Raw genomic sequence first — 21,481 nt, 5'->3', positions numbered from 1 at the left:
TGGTTGGTTACCCAAGATGGTATTATCTTGGTGTTTTTACTTTGTTAATTATATGTTGTAAACGATTGGCTATCCACCAAATCTCCCTCTACCACCACCATCTCCACGACGATTCCCTCCTCCGTAACGCTCAGACATTTCTTTTGCCTTTTCATCTACAATTTTTTGGTATTCTTCTCTTGTTACTTTTTTTCCTTTTTCAGGAACTTCAATAACAATTTCTTCTTTTGGGTTCAATACTACTTTTGTACAAAGCATAGTTGTATTGTTAGTATTGAGCTCTAGTATCAATCCTGGAAGACCTCCAAACTCATCTGGACCATGACTTGCAGGAATCATAGGAGTGTACCATGCAATAATGGTTTCTGTTTTAGGTTCAGGCTTTTCTGCTACCTTATCTTCTGTACTTGCAGTTTTAAGCGTATCATCTTCTTTTTCTCTAGCTTTTTGCGCATCTCTAGCACGACGCCCCATTCTGCTCCAAATGTTTTGCTCAATATCTCTTGTAGCAACGGCTTTAAAAACTGGATACTGCCCTATCATTTTACTCTCTTTTACAAGTTCCCATTCTAGGTTATTAATCGTATCCTTAATCAAAAAGACCTTGCCAAACATATTATTCTCTTGAGCATAGGCATTTTGATCTGTATTTTTATAAATACCGCCTTGTGTAAAACCTCCACCCCAGCGACCACCTCCGCCTTGTCCTGGTGTTGCTAACTTCTCTTCTTCTTTATAAAAAGATTCGTTTTTTGTAAACGTAAGTGTAAACTCTTTTTCTAAGAAGTTTTTCATACGTTCCATAATCTGCTTTTTACGCTGCTCTGTCATTTGTTGTCCATCTCTTGAGAAACGAGACATATCCATTGTTGTTTTTGTTTGGTATGTGGCAACCCCTTTTACTTCTTGTGCCGAAGTAGTGAGTGCAAACAAGCTTATCACGAGTATTACTGCACATCGCATATTTTTAAGAATCATAATTTTATGAATTTAAACCTTAGACTATAAATTTAAATCAAAGTTCAGGCGACTTATTTTTTTTAAGAATACTTTATGATTTGAAGCAATTTCGTTTATCCTCCTATTTTAATGGAGAACGTACTTCCATCTCCTTTTTTTCTTCCTCCGCCATTATAACGCTCCATCATTTCTTTTGCTTTCTCTTCAGAGATTTTATCATATTCTTCCTGATTGACCTTCTTCCCTTTTGTCGGAATCTCTAAAGAAACTCCATCCTTAGGGTTGATCACAACTTGGGTACACATCATAGACACCTTTCCATCATTCACTTCTAATATAAGTCCTGGTAATCCCCAAAATTCATCTGGACCGTGTTGTATAGGAATATCTAGCGTATACCAAGCTGTTGTCACTTTTGTTATTTTTTCTACCTCTTCTCCTTCTTCTCCATTTACGCTTTGAAAAGATCGTTCTTCTGTCTCTTCTGTAAGTGTCGCTTTAAAGCAGGTATATTGCCCTATATTTTTAGTTTCCTTCTCTAACTTCCATTCGGGTTTTTTAAGCGTATCTTCTACAAGAAACTGTTTACCCATGAGGTCACTTTGTTGTGTATATGACTGTTTTTTGATGTTTTGATATAAAACATCGCTGCTACCACTCACAATAATGCTAATCCCACTGCTTGATGGTGCTTGTGGCTTATCGAGTGATGCTTCTTCTTTCCAAATAGCTTCGGCTTCATTAAAAGACAACGTATATTCTTTTTGGAATTGCTTTCGTAATTGCTCTTGAATGCTTTTTTGCATTTCGTCGTTCATACCAGAGGTGCTATCCATTTTTATGTCTACATGACGTTGAGTTTGGTATGTAGCTACCCCTTGGATGCTTTGTGAGTTCGCTTTCGCGAAAGCGAATACTAAAATAAATAAAATGATATTTTTCATAATCTGGTAAAGTTATATAATTTTTTAATGCTTTGTTTTTTCTTCTTTTTCTTCTGTCTCCTTCACCATAATCATTTCTTTTTCCTTGAGTTTTTTGACAAGCAATTGTATGGCGTCACTCTCACTTATAGAAATAGAGAGTTTGTTCAGTTTTTCTTTTAATTCACTCAAATCAAGATCTTTTATTCCTTCAATTGTTTCTTTTTCGTCATCGCTATCTATAGAAAACGCATACGAGATAGACATATTTTTTGAAGGATCATCGGTTTTTATCACGATTTCTTTGTGTAATTTTTGACCTTCATACTTCTCATCTATAGCCTCGAGTAATTTCTTTAAGGTATCAATATCATTTTTACTTAGTGCTTCTTTTTCTTGTAATGATGTACTCAAATTCTCAGAAAGGTCCAAAATCAATTCTTTTACTTCTTGAATTTGTTTGCGCTCTTTAGGGCTTATGTTAATAATGGTTTCTTTTTCTGTAACGGTTTGTGCAAAGGTTGTTGCAGTAATACATAAAGTTACGATCATGGTTATTAGAGTTTTCATACTGTTTTGTTTTTAGGTTTTATTATTAAATGTGATTTTTGTTCTATAATGTAAAATGTGCTTCTATATCCTGAATAAGGTTTTCATCATATCCTGTCCATTTTTTTATCATTTTGCCTTCTTGATTAAAGAGCACATAGGTGGGTGTCCCAGCCACTCTATATTTTGTAAATGCATCACTATTTCTTCCTTTTTCATTCCAAAGGCTTGTCCAGTTCACCTTGTTTTCTTTGCTGGTTTTGATCCAATCGTCTTTATCATTTTCTACATTAAGAGTTACAATCGTTAATGTTGTTGACTTCTGGTTAGCAAGCTTTTTTATTTCTGGCAATGCTTTTTTACACCACCCACAATGTGGTGATGAAAATTCTAACAGCACGTATTTTTTACTGTCAAAATGATCTGAAAATTGAACTATCTGTCCTTCTTGATTTTCAGCTTCAAAATCATATAAGAAATCATTTTTTGCGAGCGGTTCATTATTTAGAAAAGTTTCAATGACGTGTACATATTCTGTCTCTTTATATGTTGGTTGTAATTGTTGTAACTGAGAAGTGATAAATGCTTTTGATAGATTATTCTTAGTGCTGGCAAGCACTTTTAGTCCATAATAGGTGTTGATGTTTTCTTCTATGAATTCTTTTTTAATTGCTAGAATCTCATTGTCAATAGTTTCAAAAACACCATTCTTCCCCCAATACACGGTTTGCAAACTATCATTCCACATATTTGCTTGACGCTTTGCTATCATCTTCTGAATCTCCTCATCATAGCTGTCATTTAAAGCCGTTGTTTTTTGTGCTAATTCCGTTTTAAGCGCTTGATGTGGTGATCCTAAAATTTGTAAGTTGTCTGGAAAATCTTTTTTATCGCCCTGTATGTTTATCTTTTCATTAGCGATAAATAAAGAGGTGATACTCGTATTATGGTCGTCTTCTTTAATTAAGATGTTTAAGGAAGTAGGTGTATTAGATAGGTATCCAGAAAACACAAATGCTCTATTTTTAATTTGTGTGGTTGCAATTTCTTTTGAGCTTACACCGTCTATTAAGGTTACAACTGCGTTTTCTGTGAATCCATCTAATTGTGCTGTAATCTCAAACACCTGCTTTTCTTCTTCACAAGAAACATTTAATAAGAGTAGACTAAAAAGGAATAGGATGGAATACATGGATTTCATAAGAGTATGTTTGTGCTGTAGAAAGGCTTTTTGAATAATTAACCTTCTCATGGTTTGTTTTGTGGTTATACATTTTCAACACTACAAATTTGCATATCTTGAATCTGTATTTACGTTAACCAACGTTAACGTGTGTTAACCGATTTTTTTACAAGGGTTGAACCACCTACTTTTGAAGTATGCAAGAAAGAAATTACAAAACCATCCTATACTTTATAAGCGCTGTGATACTCATTACGCTTGCCATACAAGTATATTGGAATTACAAAAACTATCAAGTTGGCAAACAACAGCTTGTGAACGATGTACAAACTAGTTTGGACAATGCAGTAAGTATTTATTATGAAAATAAAGCAGCTCAAAATACATTAGGTTTTTTTGGTAATGGGACAGATCCTGAAGACTTTTTTAAATCTAATCGCTTTAAAAGTTTCACAGAACGTACTTCAAAAGGTACTCAAGGGAATCTAGCATCTATCATTATTACAGACTCTATAGTATCTGGAGATTATCTCACCATAGAAGGCGCTACTTCTCAAGAAATAGATTCTATCATACAACATTCTTCGAAGTCTTTAACTTCATACCAAAGAGAGCGGTACAGAAAAGATTCTCTTCAACCTGAGAGTTCACTTACCATAAAAAATACCAATGGAAAAAATATTGACACCCTCATAAAAAGACTACATAATAAACAACAAAATGATACTGTATATAGATTTGGAATTCCTATTGTAGGAGATTCTTTACGCACAAATGCACTTCAGGATTTAACCACTAGAATTGTACTCTCTTTTAGTGATGACACTGTAGATATTCCCGCTATAGATTCTTTATTTTCTAATGAACTCTCTAGAAAAAATATCCGTAGCGAGTATAATATCTCTTATCAAGACACTATACATAACAATAAAGTTGAGTTGTTGACAAATGAGGTTGTTGTAACCTCTAGTTCTCTCTTGCTCCCTAAAGAAAGTATTTTAAAAGCGGGTGTTCAAAATATTGCAGGTGTTGTTTTAAAACGAAATCTTCTAGGCATCATCCTCTCCATTTTTTTACTAGGTGCGGTGATTGGTAGTTTGCTCTACTTACTCCACATCATACAACAACAAAAACAGCTTGCCGAAATTAAGAATGATTTTATCAGTAATATGACACATGAGTTTAAAACGCCTATTGCCACTATAGGTGTTGCCATGGAAAGCATCCAACATTTTAATGATACAAATGATATGGAGAAAACAAAAAAATATGTAGAAATGTCATCGCAACAAGTGACTAAGCTCAACGAGATGGTAGAGAAACTTCTAGAAACGGCCACTATAAATAGTGAAGCATTAGCACTCAACAAACAAGAAACAAACATGGTTGCACTTCTGGAAACCATCCATCAAAAATATGTAGCTACACATACAGAAAAGAACCTTCTTTTTAAACCAAAAGAAGAAAATATTTGGATTTCTATAGATGCGTTTCATATAGAAAACGCATTGGATAATGTAGTAGATAATGCTATAAAATATGGTGGAGATACTATAAAAATAGCTATCCAGAAGTTAAAATCTGGCGTGGAAATTATGATTTCAGATTCAGGAAATACCCTTACAAAAATGCAAGTAGCTCAGATTTTTGAGAAATTTTATCGTGTTCCCAAAGGAAATACGCATGATGTAAAAGGTTTTGGCATAGGACTTTATTATACCAAAGTCATTATAGAAAAACATGAAGGTAGTATTGTTGTAGAGACGAATCCAACCCAATTTAAAATTCTTTTGCCTTATGTCTAAAATAAAATTAGTGCTTGCCGAAGATGAACCTGCGTTAGGTCAAATCGTAAAAGAAAGTCTAGAAACGCGTGATTTTGATGTTACTTTATGTATTGATGGGCAACAAGCACTTCAAACGTATATAGATGATCAGCCAGCCATTATCGTGCTAGATGTGATGATGCCCAAAATGGACGGCTTTACAGTTGCCAAAGAAATACGCAAATTGGATGATACAGTTCCTATTATATTTCTCACTGCAAAATCTCAAACGGCAGATGTAGTCGAAGGATTTAGTATTGGTGGGAATGATTATTTAAAGAAACCATTTAGCATTGAAGAATTAATTGTTCGTATCAATAATTTACTCAATAGAAGTCTGGAACAGAAAAATGCAGACACTTTAAAAATAGGAGAATATATTTTTGAATTTCCAAAACAGGTATTACGCTTTCGCGAAAGCGAACAAAACCTTACGCATCGTGAAGCACATCTGTTGTTCCATCTGTATAAAAACAAAAACCAAGTCCTCGACCGCTCCCTCATCCTCAAAAAATTATGGGGTGATGATGATTTTTTTAATGGTCGTTCTATGGATGTCTTTATCACGAAACTACGTAAAAAACTCAAAGAAGATCCCGCAATCTCTATCGTTAATGTAAGAGGATATGGATACAAACTGATCTGCTAATCCCATAAAAGAGGTGGTTGTTCTCACAAAAAATAAAACTTTTTCTGTTTATTAGTGAAATGCTGTTTTGTAAAGTCTGAAAGACACATACAAAATAGGTGGTTGAACTAATCCCGCTGAAAGCGGGATCTATGGTTCAATACTTCAACCCTTGGGTCAATTTTTAGTATCCAGAGCTTGCTCTGGGCTTAATACCTTTTATTTTTTTTAGAACTTTCCGTTTATCAACCTTTCTTTAACAGAAGATCCATGGATGTTTTTATTACGAAATCTGGCTTAGAAATATGAATCCTAAGATCCCGCTGAAAAAAGCGGGATTAGTTCAACTAGCCGTTTTGAACGCGTTACTTCGCAACTTTTAAAACGGCGTTTCATTAAAAAAACTAAAAGAAGATCCTACTATCTCTATCGTTAATGTAAGAGGATATGGATATAAATTGATCCGCTAATACGAAGGATAATACCCGTTATACGCTTTCACGAAAGTGATATATTATTGATTTTTTCGAAGTATGGACACCCGTACTTTAAAACGGCTAGATTTTTGTACTTTGCCTTTCCTATGAAAGTTTTAATCTTTTTCCTTTTTGTATGTTATCAGAGTACAACACTGGCACAATCGTATAGTGTTACAAAACTAAAAGAGAGTCCCTTAAAAGCAGACACTTTTATAGGGGCTGATAATTTTCAGAATCTCTATTATACGTCTAGAAATACCCTTTATAAAAAAGGTAGCAAAGAAGTTATTGAATTTGCGGCACTTAACCTTGGAGAAATCACAAGTGTTGATCTCATTAACCCTCTCAAACTCATTGTTTTTTATCGAGAATCAAATACTGTTGTTGTTCTTGACAATACCTTAGCGGAGATTAGACGCATTAATTTTAGTACTATAGAAAATTTTAGAAATGTGAGTCAAGCAACTAATGCGGGTGATAGACGTTTATGGATTTTTAATACAGATATACAACGGCTAGAATTGTTTGATTATAATCAAAATAAGGTAATTACTGAGTTTCCGCCTACATTATTGCCTGCGCTAGAACTCACCAGTAATTTTAATGTGTCTTGGGTAAAAACAAAAAATACTATAGATTCTTACACGGTATATGGAAGTTTAATAAATTCGTATCCTACTGAAGAACAAATACATAATATTACAGAATACAAAGATCACATCTTTGTCATCTCAGATGAAAAACTACATTATAAAGAAAAGAACACAAAAGAATTTACACCTATTGAAATTCCAGAAATTAAGGTAAAACAGTTTTCGATCAAGGCTGAAATCCTTTATATTTACGACAGTCAATTTTTGACCTCATACAGACTCAATCTATCAAAAGAATAATCTAATGCACATCGCAATCGCCGGTAATATAGGAGCAGGAAAAACAACGCTTACAAGACTTCTTGCCAAACATTATAAATGGACTCCGCAATTTGAGGATGTTGTAGACAATCCATATCTGGATGATTTTTACAATGAGATGGAACGTTGGTCGTTTAATTTACAGGTGTATTTTTTGAATAGTCGGTTCCGTCAGCTATTAGAAATTCGCAATAGCAAGAAGAGTATTATACAAGATCGCACGATTTACGAAGATGCTTTTATTTTTGCTCCTAACTTACATGCGATGGGTCTTTTGACAAATCGTGATTACCATAACTATCGTTCACTTTTTGATCTTATGGAAAGTGTGGTAGATGCGCCAGATTTAATGATCTATTTACGTAGTTCTATTCCTAATCTTGTATCACAAATCCATAAGCGAGGACGTGATTATGAAAACTCTATAAGTATAGATTACTTAAGTAGACTTAACGAGCGTTATGAAGCTTGGATTCACGATTACAACAAAGGAAATCTCCTTATTATAGATGTAGACAATATTAATTTTGTAGATAATCCAGAAGACTTAGGAGAAATTATCAATAAGATTGATGCCCAACTACACGGATTGTTTTAGGATATAATTTCTATTTAGGTGTGCGTTTCTTACTGTAACTTAAACGTATCTACTATTTAATAAGTCCTAGTTTTCTAGCATGATCTTCTGCAAATACACTTTTTTCGACTAGTACAGCGGGTGTTGTTTCATACTTCTGTAAAACCGCTTTAACCCTAAGCACCTTCTTTTCATATTTTACACTTCGGAGATACACCGCAAGTATTTGATCTGGATATTCTTTTGCTACCTCCAAGTAAATATCAACATCATGCTCTCCACTGTCTCCAATAAGAATGAATTTGAGATCAGGATATGCATTCAAAATAGCGCGAACTTCTTTCTGTTTGTGTGGTTTTTCAGGTACGGGTGTTTTTTCAAAAGGCGTTCTAAAATCACGTAATAAAATAGGTCCTTTAGGAAAGTTTTGATCTTGAATAAAAAATTTCAAATATCGATACAAATTCCACGGACTATTACTCACATAAAATATAGGATTTGCTGCTTTTCCAGAGGCACCAAGATGTAATTTTTGGTATAATTCTGGCGCTCCTTTAAGGGGAACTCTACTACTTACATTCTTGAAAATTGTATTGATGATAAGGCGCCACTTTAATAGAGAAGCGACTCCAGTATGCAATATGGTATCGTCAATATCACTGATCACACCGTATTCCGCAGTATTAGACGGAATAAGCATTTGACAATAAAAAACATTACTCCCAACAACTTCAACGTCTTTTTGAACATCATCAAAACTAATGGTAATTTGTAACCAACCTTCTTCATTAATATGCTGATCTAGACCTGAGACTTCTTGGTCTACTATAAAATACCCTTCGGCATCTGTGGTTGTATAAAAAACTTGATTATTGGGAAGTGTCACACGAAGTTTTGTATGCCTTAACTCATCACTTTTAAATTGTTTATATGCATTTTTAAAAGCAGCTAAAAATCCTGTCTTTTCCAAGTTTACACCTTCATCCTCTATTGCTCGACCTATGACATATAAATGTGTCGCTGTTCCGTAAGATTGATAGCCATCTATTTGTATAGGATCTATTGATTTTGAAAAAAACATACCTTCTTTATTTTTTTAAATATACGCTTTCGCGAAAGCGTATACTTCTCTTTTTACATTTTTAAGTAACCTAAAGGGTTCCAATCTTATGAATTTATTCATGTACATCAGAAAAAAGGGAAGCTGAAACTGATTAATTTAAAAACACTAAAAATTAATTTATTAGCGATACACTCTGCTTTGCTTGTGTTTTTTGACGATACAAAATAACTCTTTGTCGATGTTTTTAAAAGAAATGTTAATATAATGTAGGTTGATTTCTAAGAATTAAGTAGTTTTGCAGGCTCATAAAAACCCCAAATTATTATGAAATTTTTTAAGTTATCCCTATTTATTTATCTGTTATGCACAATTCTTTCTTGTTCTACAGATGCAATTGTCACAAACGAAGAAGATCCTATAGTAGCTACTGTCGATACGGAAGATGCTGATCTCCTAGGTACTTGGACTGGAATTGATGTATCTTATTCTGGATCTATGACTAGTATTACCAATGGAATCGCTACCGTTCAAAATATTGAAGGAGCTAATTTTGATGGAGAGTATACAATTACTTTTGAAGCAAATCCAAATGTAATTACCAGAGAAGGTTTATATTCAATAAATGAAGAAATAACTGAATCCAACGGAGACGTCGTTTCTACATCTATTATTGATAATTTAAATTTAATAAACTCTTTAACAAATTGGAACCTTGTAGAGGATGAATTAACAATGGATTCAGGTGGTAAAATAAAGACTGCTACCATTGTAGAACTTACAAGCACTAGTCTTGTCCTTAGCATTGATGAAAGTACGAGTACGACAATTAATGGAGTATCTGAGACATTACTTAAGAACTCAACGTTTACTTTTGTTAGATAAAAAATAATAAAAGAGTAAACCCTAGAGCGCGAACTCTGGACACTAAAAATCGATATAAGGGTTGAGGTATTAAACCATGGATCCCGATTTTCAGCGGGATTAGTTTAACTAGCTATTTTGTATGCGTCTTTCAGACTTTACAAAACAGCGTTTCATTAATAAAATAAAGCTAACTGTTGGTCATGGTCGGAAGAAATTTCGACCATTTTTCATGTTTTAAATATACGCTTTCGCGAAAGCGCATACGTCTCTTTTACATTTTTAATCGATATAAAGAATGCTAGTTTTGTGGTAATTGCTTTCTATACCAACAAATAACGCCTGACTATTAATAATCAGGCGTTATTTGGATATATGAAATACATGCTATCTAAAAGCAAAATTCAATTTATGCTTCTATATCTTTAATTTCTTTGACTTCTCCTCTTGATGGATAGTCATTTTTCATAATATAGTCTATCCCATCTAACAGGTCACTACATTGAGGTCTAGCGAAAGGCATAGATTGTATGGAAGAGAAGAAGAGTGTTCCATCTGGTTTTATAAGGAAAAGTCCTGGTTCTGTAAAGTAATTAGGTTCTTTATCAGAAATCCCTTCTGATATAAATAAACCATATTGTTGAGCTTTCTTTAATGAAAGGTTATATCCTAACGGTAGTGATGTAATATCCCATTTTTCTCCCGTTTTTATAGCTCGCTCTTTACTGTCTGTACTAACTGCGATTACATGGATACCGCGGTCTATAAACTTATCTAAATTATTTGTTAGTTCTTCTAATTGTTGTTTACACACAGGACAGTGTAAACCTCTGTAGAAAACAACAAGTACAAAGTTTTCTGGTGTTTGTTCGCTTAATACCCAATTAGCGCCATTAATCAATGGAATTTCTAACGATGGTACTTTTGTTTTTGGTAAAATCATAGTTTTATTTTTGTTTTCTTAAAACTACTACCTATCCTCCACTTATTGTGTCAAAAGATTTATAAGCTTTGTTAAAAAATGTAAAAACGATCATATTTAAACTGAAAGAGCTCGCATATAGCGAGCTCTTTTATAATTATAATACAATTAATTAATTGAATCTTTAATTTTTCATGGTGTTTTTATAAGCCTCTACTTGTGCTCTTACCTCAGCTTCGGTTCCTTTAAATGTTTTAACTTCTTCTGTACGTTCTCCATTATCATCTACAGTAGTAATAACTTCACCTACAAACTGACCATTCTCTTCACGTATTTCAACACGTACTTCTTTTTGCACTTCACGAGTTTCCTTGATTTTCCCATCTTGCATAATAGCTACGGTTGTACCATCCTCTGTAGTAATAGCAAGACCTTCTTCTGTATGACCTCCAAGGATTGGAGCGATGACAAGACCAATTAAACACGTAAGCTTAATAAGAATGTTCATAGATGGCCCTGATGTATCTTTAAATGGATCTCCTACCGTATCTCCAGTTACTGCTGCTTTATGTGCATCAGAACCCTTATACGTCATCTCACCATTAATCTCTACACCTGCTTCAAAAGATTTTTTTGCATTATCCCAAGCACCTCCAGCATTATTCTGGAAGATGGCCCAAAGCACACCACTTACAGTAACTCCAGCCATATAACCTCCTAACATTTCAGCAATGGCTAAACTATCCATACCAAAAAGTAATGGTACAAAAGCAATAATTAATGGGAAACCAATAGTTAATAATCCAGGTAATACCATTTCTTTTAAAGAAGCTTCTGTTGAAATCGCCACACATTTATCATATTCTGGCTTTCCAGTACCTTCCATGATGCCAGGAATATCTCTGAACTGGCGACGCACTTCTTGTACCATTTCCATGGCTGCTTTTCCAACAGCATTCATCGCTAATGCAGAAAACACGACAGGTACCATTCCTCCTACAAAAAGCATTGCAAGAACTGGCGCTTTAAATATATTAATTCCGTCTATTCCTGTAAAGGTGACATACGCGGCAAATAAGGCTAAAGACGTTAATGCTGCCGAAGCAATCGCAAATCCTTTTCCTGTTGCTGCTGTTGTATTTCCTACAGAATCTAAGATGTCTGTACGCTCACGTACGATAGGCTCTTGCTCACTCATTTCAGCAATTCCACCCGCATTATCAGATATAGGTCCAAAAGCATCAATAGCTAACTGCATAGCAGTTGTTGCCATCATTGCAGAAGCAGCCAGTGCTACTCCATAAAAACCTGCAAATGCATACGATGCCCAAATAGCACCTGCAAATAACAATACAGAAGGGAATGTAGAGATCATCCCTGTGGCAAGACCTGCAATAATATTGGTTCCTGCTCCTGTACTTGATTGTTGTACAATTTTCAAAATTGGTTTTTTACCTAACCCTGTATAATATTCTGTCACCGAAGAAATCACCGCTCCTACCACCAATCCTACTAGTGTTGCATAAAACACACGCATAGAAGAAATCTCTTGTAATCCTTCTCCGAAGAATTCCATTTGCATCGTTTCTGGAAGCATCCAAGTACACAATCCAAAACAAGCCACAGCGACTAAGATAATAGACGTCCAGTTTCCTTTATTAAGAGCCCCCATGACTTGAGACTCTTTTGCATCATTACTGCTTATTTTTACAAGCATAGTTCCTATAATAGAAATAATAATTCCTACACCTGCAATTGCCATAGGTAATAAGATCGGTCCGATACCTCCAAAGGCATCTGCAACATCTCCACCCATATCTTTAATCACATAATTACCGAGTACCATCGCCGCAAGTACGGTAGCTACATACGATCCAAATAAATCGGCTCCCATTCCTGCTACATCTCCTACGTTATCTCCTACGTTATCTGCAATCGTTGCTGGATTACGAGGATCATCCTCTGGAATCCCTGCTTCTACTTTCCCTACAAGATCTGCTCCTACATCGGCGGCTTTTGTATAAATACCACCTCCTACACGTGCAAAAAGTGCAATAGATTCCGCTCCCAAAGAGAAACCTGCAAGGGTCTCAAGAACGATCGTCATATCCATCGTATTAGTCCATACTCCACCCATAAAGAAGTGAAAGAAAAAGATAAAGAACAATGTAAGTCCTAAAACAGCAAGACCTGCAACACCAAGTCCCATTACAGTACCTCCACCAAAGGAGATTTTAAGTGCGTTTGGTAAACTTGTACGAGCTGCTTGTGTGGTTCTTACATTGGTTTTTGTGGCTATTTTCATTCCTACATTTCCAGCAAAAGCAGAAAATATAGCTCCAAAAATAAATGCAATTACGATAAGCCAATGTGTAGTAGGTACTACAAACGAAACAATCGCCAATAAAACACTAACAATTACCACAAATATCGTAAGCAACTTATATTCTGCACTTAAGAAAGCTAAAGCCCCTTCGTAAATGTGATCTGAAATTTCTTTCATCTTACCATCTCCCGCATCTTGTTTTAGTACCCAAGAGCGCTTTACTCCCATATAAATTAGCCCTAATATCGCCATTGCAATAGGCATATAAATCATCATTGATTCCATATAATATTCTTTTTGGTTTAATTATTTTTTAAGCGTGGCTAATGTAGGAAATCAGAGCGAACAAAAAAAGCCTCAATCCAAAGGATTGTGGCTTATGGCTAATTCTTTTAAAAAGTGTCGTTTAGTAGATACTTACTTCGCTGCGTGGCACGTCACTATCTTGGTAACGTTCTATACATTTTACAACAATTTCTTTTGCTTCCTGTACATCTCCCCATCCACCTACATCAACTTTTTTCTCTTCAAGATCTTTATATACTTGGAAGAAATGTTCTATTTCTTTTATTAAATGCGGATTTAACTCAGAAAGATCATTTACGTTATTTGCTATAGGATCGCTAATTGGAACACATATCACTTTCTCATCTGGACCTTTCTCATCTGCCATGTGAAAAACGCCTATTGGCTTTACTTCAATAACACATCCTGGAAACGTAGGCTCTGTCACCAACACCAGTACATCTAGAGGATCTCCATCTAGTGCTAATGTTTCTGGTATAAAACCATAATCTGCAGGATACATCATCGATGAAAAAATCATACGATCATAACGTATCTTCTTCAATTCAAAATCATACTCGTACTTGTTACGACTTCCTTTTGGGATTTCGATAAGTACATCAAACGTCTTTATTTTATCTGTTGTCATATTCATTTACCGCAAAAGCGGGTATTTTAAAAGGCACTATTCTTGTCTTATTTTTTAGTGATCCTAGAGATCTAAAACCAGATTTGCCTAATTAATTCTACACTTTCGTACTTCAACGAGTTCAATCTAAACTTCGCTTTCGCGAAAGCGTACCCAGAAATTTAAAAAAAGTATCTAAATTATTGAAAACCAATTAGATAAATATCCTTTAACTATAAATTATTCGTTTTCGGGGTGCAAAAGTACGCTGAAATAGCGGTTTAGACAAAGAATCCTATGTTAAGTTTGAGTTAGGAATGAATGTGAGATCAAATATTTTAAAAGCACATAAATTTCGCGCGCTATAAGTATTGGAAAAGCTCGATTTTTTAAGAAGCTTAATTAGCTATAAATCTAATTAAATCCCAAGTTTACGATGATGTGCTTCCATCCACACTTGCGCCTCTTCTAAGGTGTCAAAAATGAGCAACGGCATCTTTGAAAACTTCTCTTCAAAAAGAACGGTTTTCTTTACATCAGGATTGGGCGCTACAATTGCAAATGCAGTCACATCTGGATAGTAAGGACATTGCATGTAGGAGATAGGATTTATGGTAAAGCTTGACGTGCGGTCAAAGATATACCCGTATTGCTTATCCCCATAATGCTTCCGATAGGTCTTATGTAACAGCACCACTCGATCAATATCCAAAGATTCTCCTTGGTGGACACTACATACCACATAGGTATCATACAAATCTATCGTAGCAAAATCAAGTTTAATCTGTTGAACCAAAGTACTCATCGTAAACATCTATCTAGTACAAATTAATAAAAAATATGGGATTCCTCCAATTAACATTTATAAGGTTACTACGTATTAGATTTCATTAGAAATAGAACCCAAATGATCCTGTAACTCCAAAAGTACGCGCATCAGGAAGATCGTTATAATTACCCCTAAAGTTAACATCAATACGAAATACCTTAAATATATTACCCACTCCAAAGCTATACTCAAAGTAAGGCTCTAATGTTGGTGCAATATCGGCAGGGGTTAATGTTGAAATAGGCACATCGTTTTGAATAAATTTAAGATTCTCAAAGGCTGGTCTGTTCAGATCAATATTTTCTTGAGAAATATTACCAACAATGCCTCGAATACCAACAATTTCTCTAAGATTTAATTTCTTTAAAAACGGAATACGAGAGAATAAACGACCTCCAAAATTATGTTCTAATTGCACAGAAGCATACTCATCTGTCACAAATTCGTAGAAATTAAGCTGACTATAGGTATTAAAGATAGAAAATAGCGATTGATTTCCAGGTACAGGACTTAATAATGCTAATGGAACTTCGCCAAAGGTTTTCCCTACTTCTGTAGAAACGCTAAGCTGCCCAAAGCCTCCTACACGTATCGCTTTTCTAAAAGAAAATTGTAACCTATCATACTCAAAATCACTATTTAATGTGCCTTCAAGACCTCTTGTATAACTTAAAAAGAAACTTGGAAACCATTCATTAACCACGCGTCGTTCTACACCAAAACCAGAGGTTTTTTTACCTGGTTCCCAAATGGTTGTAAAGACAACTTCTGTTTGCGTAAGATCTCCTTTGGTTGTTGTTTCTGAATCGTCTGTAAAATATTCAAGATTAAATGTATCTGATGCCGATTCAAGACTTCGCAAAGAAAAATCTGTACGGAATTGTAGATTTCGAATCGGTTCTATCTCTACCGCAAAATTCACCAATTGGATGGATGTTAACTTATCGTTGGCTGCAGTATTCACTAGCGAAGAGGAAGCTAAATTCCTTCCCAGCACATCTCTAGATGTGGTAAGACTCGCTCCTATTTGCTCCACATCCTGCCGATATCCTCCAGAAAAAATCAACCTACTTTTCTTATCGATCAGCCATTTTGCTGAGGCGCCAAATTTGAATTTCTGATCTTTAAACCCGTAAGCTAAAAATCCTTCTGCTCTCCATAAATCATTTTGTCCAAAATAGGTTCTTGCTCCTGTACGGACACGTAATCCTTCTACTTCATTAAATCCAAATGTAGAGAAGATAGGACCATAGTCAAGATTAAGACTCGGGAACTCCCAATATCCTGAAGCTAGCACAGAACCTAAGTTATAAAGATTTCTAAACTTTTTTACGGTCTTAAGCGTATCTAGCATTTTATACACTCCCTTTTCATCAGCACTTAATTCTTCTTTCCTGTTTTCTTTCCAGAAGTCATCATCTCTATTGTAGACGTCTTTGTCATAATAGTACACTTCTTTTTCATAAAACTCTTTGTCTTTTTCCTGATTAAAGACATAGTTATCATACAGGGTGGTTCGCTTCCCGTAAAGTCCTCTAGATTCTTCTTTTTTTCTAAAAGCAAAATCTGATAAGAAGTAATCTCTTTTTAGCAAGAAGGTGGTGTCGTTTACAATATCAAATTCTTGCTCTAGATAAATTTCCTTTACCCAATTAATGTTTGCACTCTTAGAGAGTTGCATATTAATTTCTTTAATCGCCCAAGTAGAATCGTTTACCCAAAAATCTCCTTTAAAGGTAAGTTCATTTGTACGGCGAGGGTAGTAAATAATATTATAACACCATTTATTATCTATGTACGTACTGTCTGCAAGTACATAGTTGTAGGTTTGAATTCCAGTACGGCTTATAGGACTTGTAAATGTTTTGTCAAAAAACTTTAGGTAATTTTGATATACATCATAATCGTTGTATAAGTCTTTTACAAAACCGATGATGGTTTGATTTTCATTAAAACCACTATTCTTATTCCCTAGTAAATCTTCTTTTTCTTTATTGGTTTCATTATTCCCATAGACTTTAGAGACAGCTTCATTCACAAAAATAGGCAGATACGTTTTTCCTGTTACTCTAGAAGTATCTGTCTGTTCAAAAATAAACTCCATGCCTTTGAAGAGTTTACTATTGATTAAAGCACTATCTATCGTATTGAGATCAAATTCAATTTTCTCGTACTTGTCATACTCATATTGCCTAAATTGACTAAGTCCATTTTGTTTTTTACGAGCCCATATTTTACGTAGGATATCAATGGCTGGATTATTCTTCTTAGACGTTTTTCCAGAGTAAATAAATACTTCGTCCATAGTAGCTGCTTCTTCTGCAAGTACTATTTTCATATCATAGTTGACACGAGACGTAAGTGTGATTTCTTTTTCTGCAAAACCTAGAAAAGAAATACGAATCTTCTCCCAGGTTTCTTTTGATTCTAAATAAAAACGTCCATTTTCATTGGTAATAGTACCTTCATTAGATCCTACATAGACAACATTTGCAAACGGAACAGGATTATCTTGTTCATCAAATACAACACCACTTACTTTGGTCTGAGAGACCATAACAAATGGAAAAAATAATACGAGTATTAGTATTCTATAAATATTCATATATAAAATGAAAGAGCTTCATTAATCATTACTAATGAAGCTCTATTATGGTTACGTTAACGTACGTTTTATCTGTATAGTACTTTTTTAACAGCTTTTATGACATCTTCGCTATTAGGCAACCATTCTGCAAATAAAACGGGCGAATACGGTGCTGGTGTATCTGCTGTATTTATTTTTATGATGGGCGCATCTAAATAATCAAAAATTTGTGATTGTACTTGGTACGTAATTTCTGTTGATACATTTCCAAAAGGCCATGCTTCTTCAAGAATTACCAGACGATTTGTTTTCTTTACAGAATCCATAATCGCTTTATGATCCATAGGGCGTACTGTGCGTAAATCTATAATCTCACAAGAAATTCCATCTTTTGCAAGCTCGTCTGCTGCTTTATAAGCTTCTTTTATAATTTTTCCAAAAGAAACGATGGTTACATCTGTACCTTCTCTTTTAATCTCTGCAACACCAATAGGCAATATATATTCTCCATCTGGCACTTCTCCCTTATCGCCATACATTTGCTCTGACTCCATAAAGATCACAGGATCATTATCTCTAATCGCTGCTTTTAAAAGTCCTTTTGCATCATACGGATTAGAAGGCACAATGACTTTAAGTCCAGGCGTGTTTGCAAACCAGTTTTCAAAAGCTTGTGAGTGCGTTGCTCCTAACTGTCCTGCAGAAGCTGTCGGACCTCTAAAAACAATAGGACAAGGAAATTGCCCTCCAGACATCTGTCTGATCTTTGCCGCATTATTAATAATCTGATCAATACCCACCAAAGAGAAGTTAAATGTCATATACTCTATAATAGGTCGGCATCCCGTCATCGTGCTTCCTACACCTATACCTCCAAAGCCAAGCTCTGCAATAGGAGTATCTATAACACGGTCAGGACCAAACTCGTCCAGCATTCCTTTTGATGCTTTATAAGCTCCGTTATATTCGGCGACTTCTTCGCCCATTAAATATACAGCCTCATCCCGACGCATCTCCTCGCTCATCGCCTCGCATATCGCTTCTCTAAATTGGATTGTTCTCATGAAATAATCACCTTTATTTTTAGGGTAACAAAAGTAAGCATTTATGATTGCTCTTTAAATTGCTTTTTTATAAAATTTTACTATGCGCGCATAGTAAAATTAAGTTTTTTAACGTACTTTTGTTACGAAAACGAAATAGTAGTCCTATCACACTAAAACTATTTTCAAAAACAATGTGATACTCTTTTATTTCCTTTAACAGCTATTATAAAACGCAAAAATACCTAAATAATAAATACTAAATTGTTATGAAAATATTAGTGTGTATAAGTCACGTACCTGATACTACTTCTAAAATTAATTTTACCGACAACGATACGCAGTTTGACACCAATGGTGTTCAATTTGTCATTAACCCAAATGATGAGTTTGGGCTTACGCGTGCGATGTGGTTTAAAGAAAAACAAGGAGCTACGGTAGATGTAGTAAATGTAGGAGGTCCTGAAACAGAGCCTACCTTACGTAAAGCACTTGCAATAGGTGCAGACACCGCCATTCGTGTGAATACGCAGGCAAAAGATGGTCTACAAGTCGCTAAAGAACTTGCTGCCGTTGTTGAAAATGGAGGATATGATCTCGTTATTGCGGGACGTGAGTCTATAGATTACAATGGAGGGATGGTACCAGGAATGCTAGCGGGTCTTACAGGAGCAAATTTTGTAAATACCTGTATTAGTCTAGAAGTAGATGGTACAAATGCAACGGCAATACGGGAGATTGATGGTGGTAAAGAAACGGTGGCTACTAGTCTTCCTCTTATTATTGGAGGTCAGAAAGGTCTTGTAGAAGAGAGTGATCTTCGTATTCCTAATATGAGAGGAATTATGATGGCTCGTAAAAAACCACTTACGGTGGTGGAACCTATTGGAGTTTCAGCAGATACGACTACAGTGTCTTTTGAAAAACCAGCTCCTAAAGGTGCAGTAAAGCTTGTCGATACTGTAGACGAATTAATTGATTTACTTCACAACGAAGCAAAAGCAATATAACTAATTTTTCAGGAGATATACGCTTTCGCGAAAGCGTACTCAATATTAATAAAATCTAAGATTGCTATTGAAAGTCCGAGCTTATCATAAAGAGCAATCTACTTAAATCTTACAAAATATGTCAGTTTTAGTATATACAGAATCAGAAAACGGAACGTTTAAAAAAACGGCTTTTGAGGTTGCCAGTTATGCAAAAGGAATTGCAGATATGATGGGTACTACCGTGACTGCTATTGCCATACATGGAGGTGATGCAGTTACTTTAGGAGCTTACGGAGTAGACAAAGTATTAAACGTAAGTGACACGCAACTTGAAGCTTTTAATGCTGCGGCCTATGCAAAAGCCATTGTACAAGCTGCTAAAGCAGAGTCTTCACAAGTAATCGTGGTAAGTCAATCAGCAGATGCAAAATATATTGCACCACTTCTTGCCACACAACTGGAAGCTGGATATGCGTCAAATGTAGTGGCACTTCCAGAAAGTACAGCTCCTTTTAAAGTAAAGCGTACCGCATTTACAAACAAAGCATTTAATTTTTCAGAAATCGCTACTGAGGTGAAAATCGTAGGACTTGGAAAAAACGCGTATGGTCTTAAAGAAGCCAATGGCGCTGCAGTTGCAGAAGATTTTGCTCCCACCTTTGATGATGCCGATTTTGGTGTAAAAGTACAGTCTGTCGATAAAGCTACAGACAAAGTTTCTATTGCCGATGCAGAAATTGTTGTTTCAGCGGGTCGTGGTATGAAAGGACCAGAAAACTGGGGAATGATAGAAGAAATGGCAGAAATTCTTGGGGCGGCTACAGCTTGTTCTAAACCAGTATCTGACTTAGGATGGAGACCCCACGGAGAACACGTAGGACAAACAGGAAAACCTGTAGCATCCAATCTCTACATCGCTATCGGAATCTCTGGAGCGATACAGCATCTTGCAGGGATTAACTCTTCAAAAATAAAAGTAGTAATCAACAATGATCCTGAAGCACCGTTCTTTAAAGCAGCCGATTATGGGATTGTAGGTGATGCTTTTGATATCGTACCAGAGCTTAATGAAAAATTAAGAGCGTTTAAAGCAGCTAATAGTTAATTAATTTTAATAATAAACATATAAAATAGGTGAGAATCGTACAATTCTCACCTATTTTTTTTTTAAATATGTATGGGTGTATATGTCCATTATATAGAAATTAATGTATCTATGGTAAAAAACACAAACTCACTCCTATATAAACTTCAAAACTCGATTTACTTTTATTACTTTTACCAACTATGAGTTTAGTACGTTTAAACATAAAAGGGATTTCCTATAGCCAAACGCAAAATGGAGCCTATGCCCTTATCTTGAGCGAAGTAGATGGAGATCGCAAATTACCTATTGTCATAGGTGCTTTTGAAGCACAATCTATTGCCATTGCTTTAGAAAAAGAGATCCGACCACCGCGTCCACTTACCCATGATCTTTTTAAGAATTTTGCAGACCGTTTTGATATCGTTATAAAGCAAGTTATTATTCATAAGCTTGTTGATGGTGTTTTTTATTCTAGTATTATATGTGAGCGTGATAAAATAGAAGAGATTATTGATGCTCGCACTAGTGATGCTATTTCCTTAGCATTACGCTTTCAAGCGCCTATATTTACGTATAAAAACATCTTAGATAAAGCGGGTATTTATTTGAAAGGAAATACAGATCCAGAAGAGTTTACCGATGAAGATGAGATCTTGATGGATGAAATTGTTGTTGAAGAAGAAGAGTTACTTTCTAGTGAAAACGATTATCAAAGAATGTCTTTAAAGGAATTAAACACTCAACTTGAACAAGCCGTAAACAATGAGGACTATGAGCTTGCTGCAAAAATAAGAGACGAAATTTCCAAACGTAATTAAA

19 protein-coding genes are annotated in these 21,481 nt (G+C 35.1%); 8 read left to right on the top strand and 11 right to left on the bottom strand.

Features of this window, described 5'->3' with window-relative positions; translation table 11 throughout:
• Nucleotides 1-69: 69 nt before the first annotated feature.
• From Q0505_RS03530 to Q0505_RS03515, 4 genes are all read right to left on the bottom strand, one after another.
• Entirely contained in the window at nucleotides 70-978 is a 909-nt protein-coding gene (locus tag Q0505_RS03530) for a GLPGLI family protein (RefSeq protein WP_299208875.1), read from the bottom strand.
• A gap of 95 nt (nucleotides 979-1,073) precedes the next feature.
• The gene (locus Q0505_RS03525) at nucleotides 1,074-1,904 is read right to left on the bottom strand and encodes a GLPGLI family protein (RefSeq protein WP_299208873.1); all 831 of its coding nucleotides are present in this window, start codon (nucleotides 1,902-1,904) and stop codon (nucleotides 1,074-1,076) included.
• Nucleotides 1,905-1,928: 24 nt separating this feature from the next.
• Complete coding sequence (locus Q0505_RS03520) at nucleotides 1,929-2,453, bottom strand: hypothetical protein (RefSeq protein WP_299208871.1); 525 nt, start codon at nucleotides 2,451-2,453, stop codon at nucleotides 1,929-1,931.
• A 43-nt stretch (nucleotides 2,454-2,496) separates the two neighbouring features.
• Nucleotides 2,497-3,633 (bottom strand): TlpA disulfide reductase family protein, encoded by a 1,137-nt coding sequence (locus Q0505_RS03515; protein WP_299208869.1) that lies wholly within the window; start codon nucleotides 3,631-3,633, stop codon nucleotides 2,497-2,499.
• A 179-nt stretch (nucleotides 3,634-3,812) separates the two neighbouring features.
• Here Q0505_RS03515 and Q0505_RS03510 point away from each other — a divergent pair, with 179 nt between their 5' ends.
• The 4 genes from Q0505_RS03510 (at nucleotide 3,813) to Q0505_RS03495 (ending at nucleotide 8,060) form a co-directional block, all read left to right on the top strand.
• Complete coding sequence (locus Q0505_RS03510; protein ID WP_299208867.1) at nucleotides 3,813-5,420, top strand: ATP-binding protein; 1,608 nt, start codon at nucleotides 3,813-3,815, stop codon at nucleotides 5,418-5,420.
• Nucleotides 5,413-6,090, top strand: coding sequence for a response regulator transcription factor (locus Q0505_RS03505; protein WP_299208865.1), 678 nt, complete (start codon nucleotides 5,413-5,415; stop codon nucleotides 6,088-6,090). The genes Q0505_RS03510 and Q0505_RS03505 overlap by 8 nt, the downstream gene beginning before the upstream one ends.
• A gap of 562 nt (nucleotides 6,091-6,652) precedes the next feature.
• Nucleotides 6,653-7,441 (top strand): hypothetical protein, encoded by a 789-nt coding sequence (locus Q0505_RS03500; RefSeq protein ID WP_299208863.1) that lies wholly within the window; start codon nucleotides 6,653-6,655, stop codon nucleotides 7,439-7,441.
• Between the two features lie 4 nt (nucleotides 7,442-7,445).
• Nucleotides 7,446-8,060 (top strand): deoxynucleoside kinase, encoded by a 615-nt coding sequence (locus tag Q0505_RS03495; protein ID WP_299208861.1) that lies wholly within the window; start codon nucleotides 7,446-7,448, stop codon nucleotides 8,058-8,060.
• A gap of 52 nt (nucleotides 8,061-8,112) precedes the next feature.
• Here the strand turns inward: Q0505_RS03495 and Q0505_RS03490 are convergent, their stop codons facing one another.
• Complete coding sequence (locus Q0505_RS03490; RefSeq protein WP_299208858.1) at nucleotides 8,113-9,120, bottom strand: phosphatase domain-containing protein; 1,008 nt, start codon at nucleotides 9,118-9,120, stop codon at nucleotides 8,113-8,115.
• 306 nt (nucleotides 9,121-9,426) lie between these two features.
• Between Q0505_RS03490 and Q0505_RS03485 the strand changes: the two genes are divergently transcribed.
• Complete coding sequence (locus Q0505_RS03485; protein ID WP_299208856.1) at nucleotides 9,427-9,984, top strand: hypothetical protein; 558 nt, start codon at nucleotides 9,427-9,429, stop codon at nucleotides 9,982-9,984.
• Nucleotides 9,985-10,372: 388 nt separating this feature from the next.
• Here the strand turns inward: Q0505_RS03485 and Q0505_RS03480 are convergent, their stop codons facing one another.
• The 6 genes from Q0505_RS03480 to Q0505_RS03455 form a co-directional block, all read right to left on the bottom strand.
• Nucleotides 10,373-10,906: a peroxiredoxin-like family protein gene (locus Q0505_RS03480; RefSeq protein WP_299208853.1), complete on the bottom strand. Its 534-nt coding sequence runs from the start codon at nucleotides 10,904-10,906 to the stop codon at nucleotides 10,373-10,375.
• A 163-nt stretch (nucleotides 10,907-11,069) separates the two neighbouring features.
• Nucleotides 11,070-13,496 (bottom strand): sodium-translocating pyrophosphatase, encoded by a 2,427-nt coding sequence (locus tag Q0505_RS03475; protein WP_299208850.1) that lies wholly within the window; start codon nucleotides 13,494-13,496, stop codon nucleotides 11,070-11,072.
• A 121-nt stretch (nucleotides 13,497-13,617) separates the two neighbouring features.
• Nucleotides 13,618-14,145: an inorganic diphosphatase gene (locus tag Q0505_RS03470; RefSeq protein WP_299208847.1), complete on the bottom strand. Its 528-nt coding sequence runs from the start codon at nucleotides 14,143-14,145 to the stop codon at nucleotides 13,618-13,620.
• Between the two features lie 397 nt (nucleotides 14,146-14,542).
• On the bottom strand, nucleotides 14,543-14,929 hold the full coding sequence (locus tag Q0505_RS03465) for a hypothetical protein (protein WP_299208845.1): 387 nt from the start codon (nucleotides 14,927-14,929) through the stop codon (nucleotides 14,543-14,545).
• An 85-nt stretch (nucleotides 14,930-15,014) separates the two neighbouring features.
• On the bottom strand, nucleotides 15,015-17,558 hold the full coding sequence (locus tag Q0505_RS03460) for a DUF5686 and carboxypeptidase-like regulatory domain-containing protein (RefSeq protein ID WP_299208843.1): 2,544 nt from the start codon (nucleotides 17,556-17,558) through the stop codon (nucleotides 15,015-15,017).
• A 68-nt stretch (nucleotides 17,559-17,626) separates the two neighbouring features.
• On the bottom strand, nucleotides 17,627-18,604 hold the full coding sequence (locus Q0505_RS03455; protein ID WP_299208840.1) for a pyruvate dehydrogenase complex E1 component subunit beta: 978 nt from the start codon (nucleotides 18,602-18,604) through the stop codon (nucleotides 17,627-17,629).
• A 248-nt stretch (nucleotides 18,605-18,852) separates the two neighbouring features.
• Between Q0505_RS03455 and Q0505_RS03450 the strand changes: the two genes are divergently transcribed.
• From Q0505_RS03450 to Q0505_RS03440, 3 genes are all read left to right on the top strand, one after another.
• Nucleotides 18,853-19,593: an electron transfer flavoprotein subunit beta/FixA family protein gene (locus Q0505_RS03450; protein ID WP_299208837.1), complete on the top strand. Its 741-nt coding sequence runs from the start codon at nucleotides 18,853-18,855 to the stop codon at nucleotides 19,591-19,593.
• Nucleotides 19,594-19,711: 118 nt separating this feature from the next.
• The gene (locus Q0505_RS03445; protein ID WP_299208834.1) at nucleotides 19,712-20,680 is read left to right on the top strand and encodes an electron transfer flavoprotein subunit alpha/FixB family protein; all 969 of its coding nucleotides are present in this window, start codon (nucleotides 19,712-19,714) and stop codon (nucleotides 20,678-20,680) included.
• Between the two features lie 182 nt (nucleotides 20,681-20,862).
• On the top strand, nucleotides 20,863-21,480 hold the full coding sequence (locus Q0505_RS03440) for a bifunctional nuclease family protein (protein ID WP_299208831.1): 618 nt from the start codon (nucleotides 20,863-20,865) through the stop codon (nucleotides 21,478-21,480).
• Nucleotide 21,481 lies beyond the last annotated feature (1 nt).

Origin of the sequence: uncultured Dokdonia sp. (assembly GCF_937910895.1) — a bacterium.
GTDB lineage: Bacteria > Bacteroidota > Bacteroidia > Flavobacteriales > Flavobacteriaceae > Dokdonia.
Note: the sequence above shows the minus strand (reverse complement) of the source record. Positions and strands in the feature narration are given on the sequence as shown.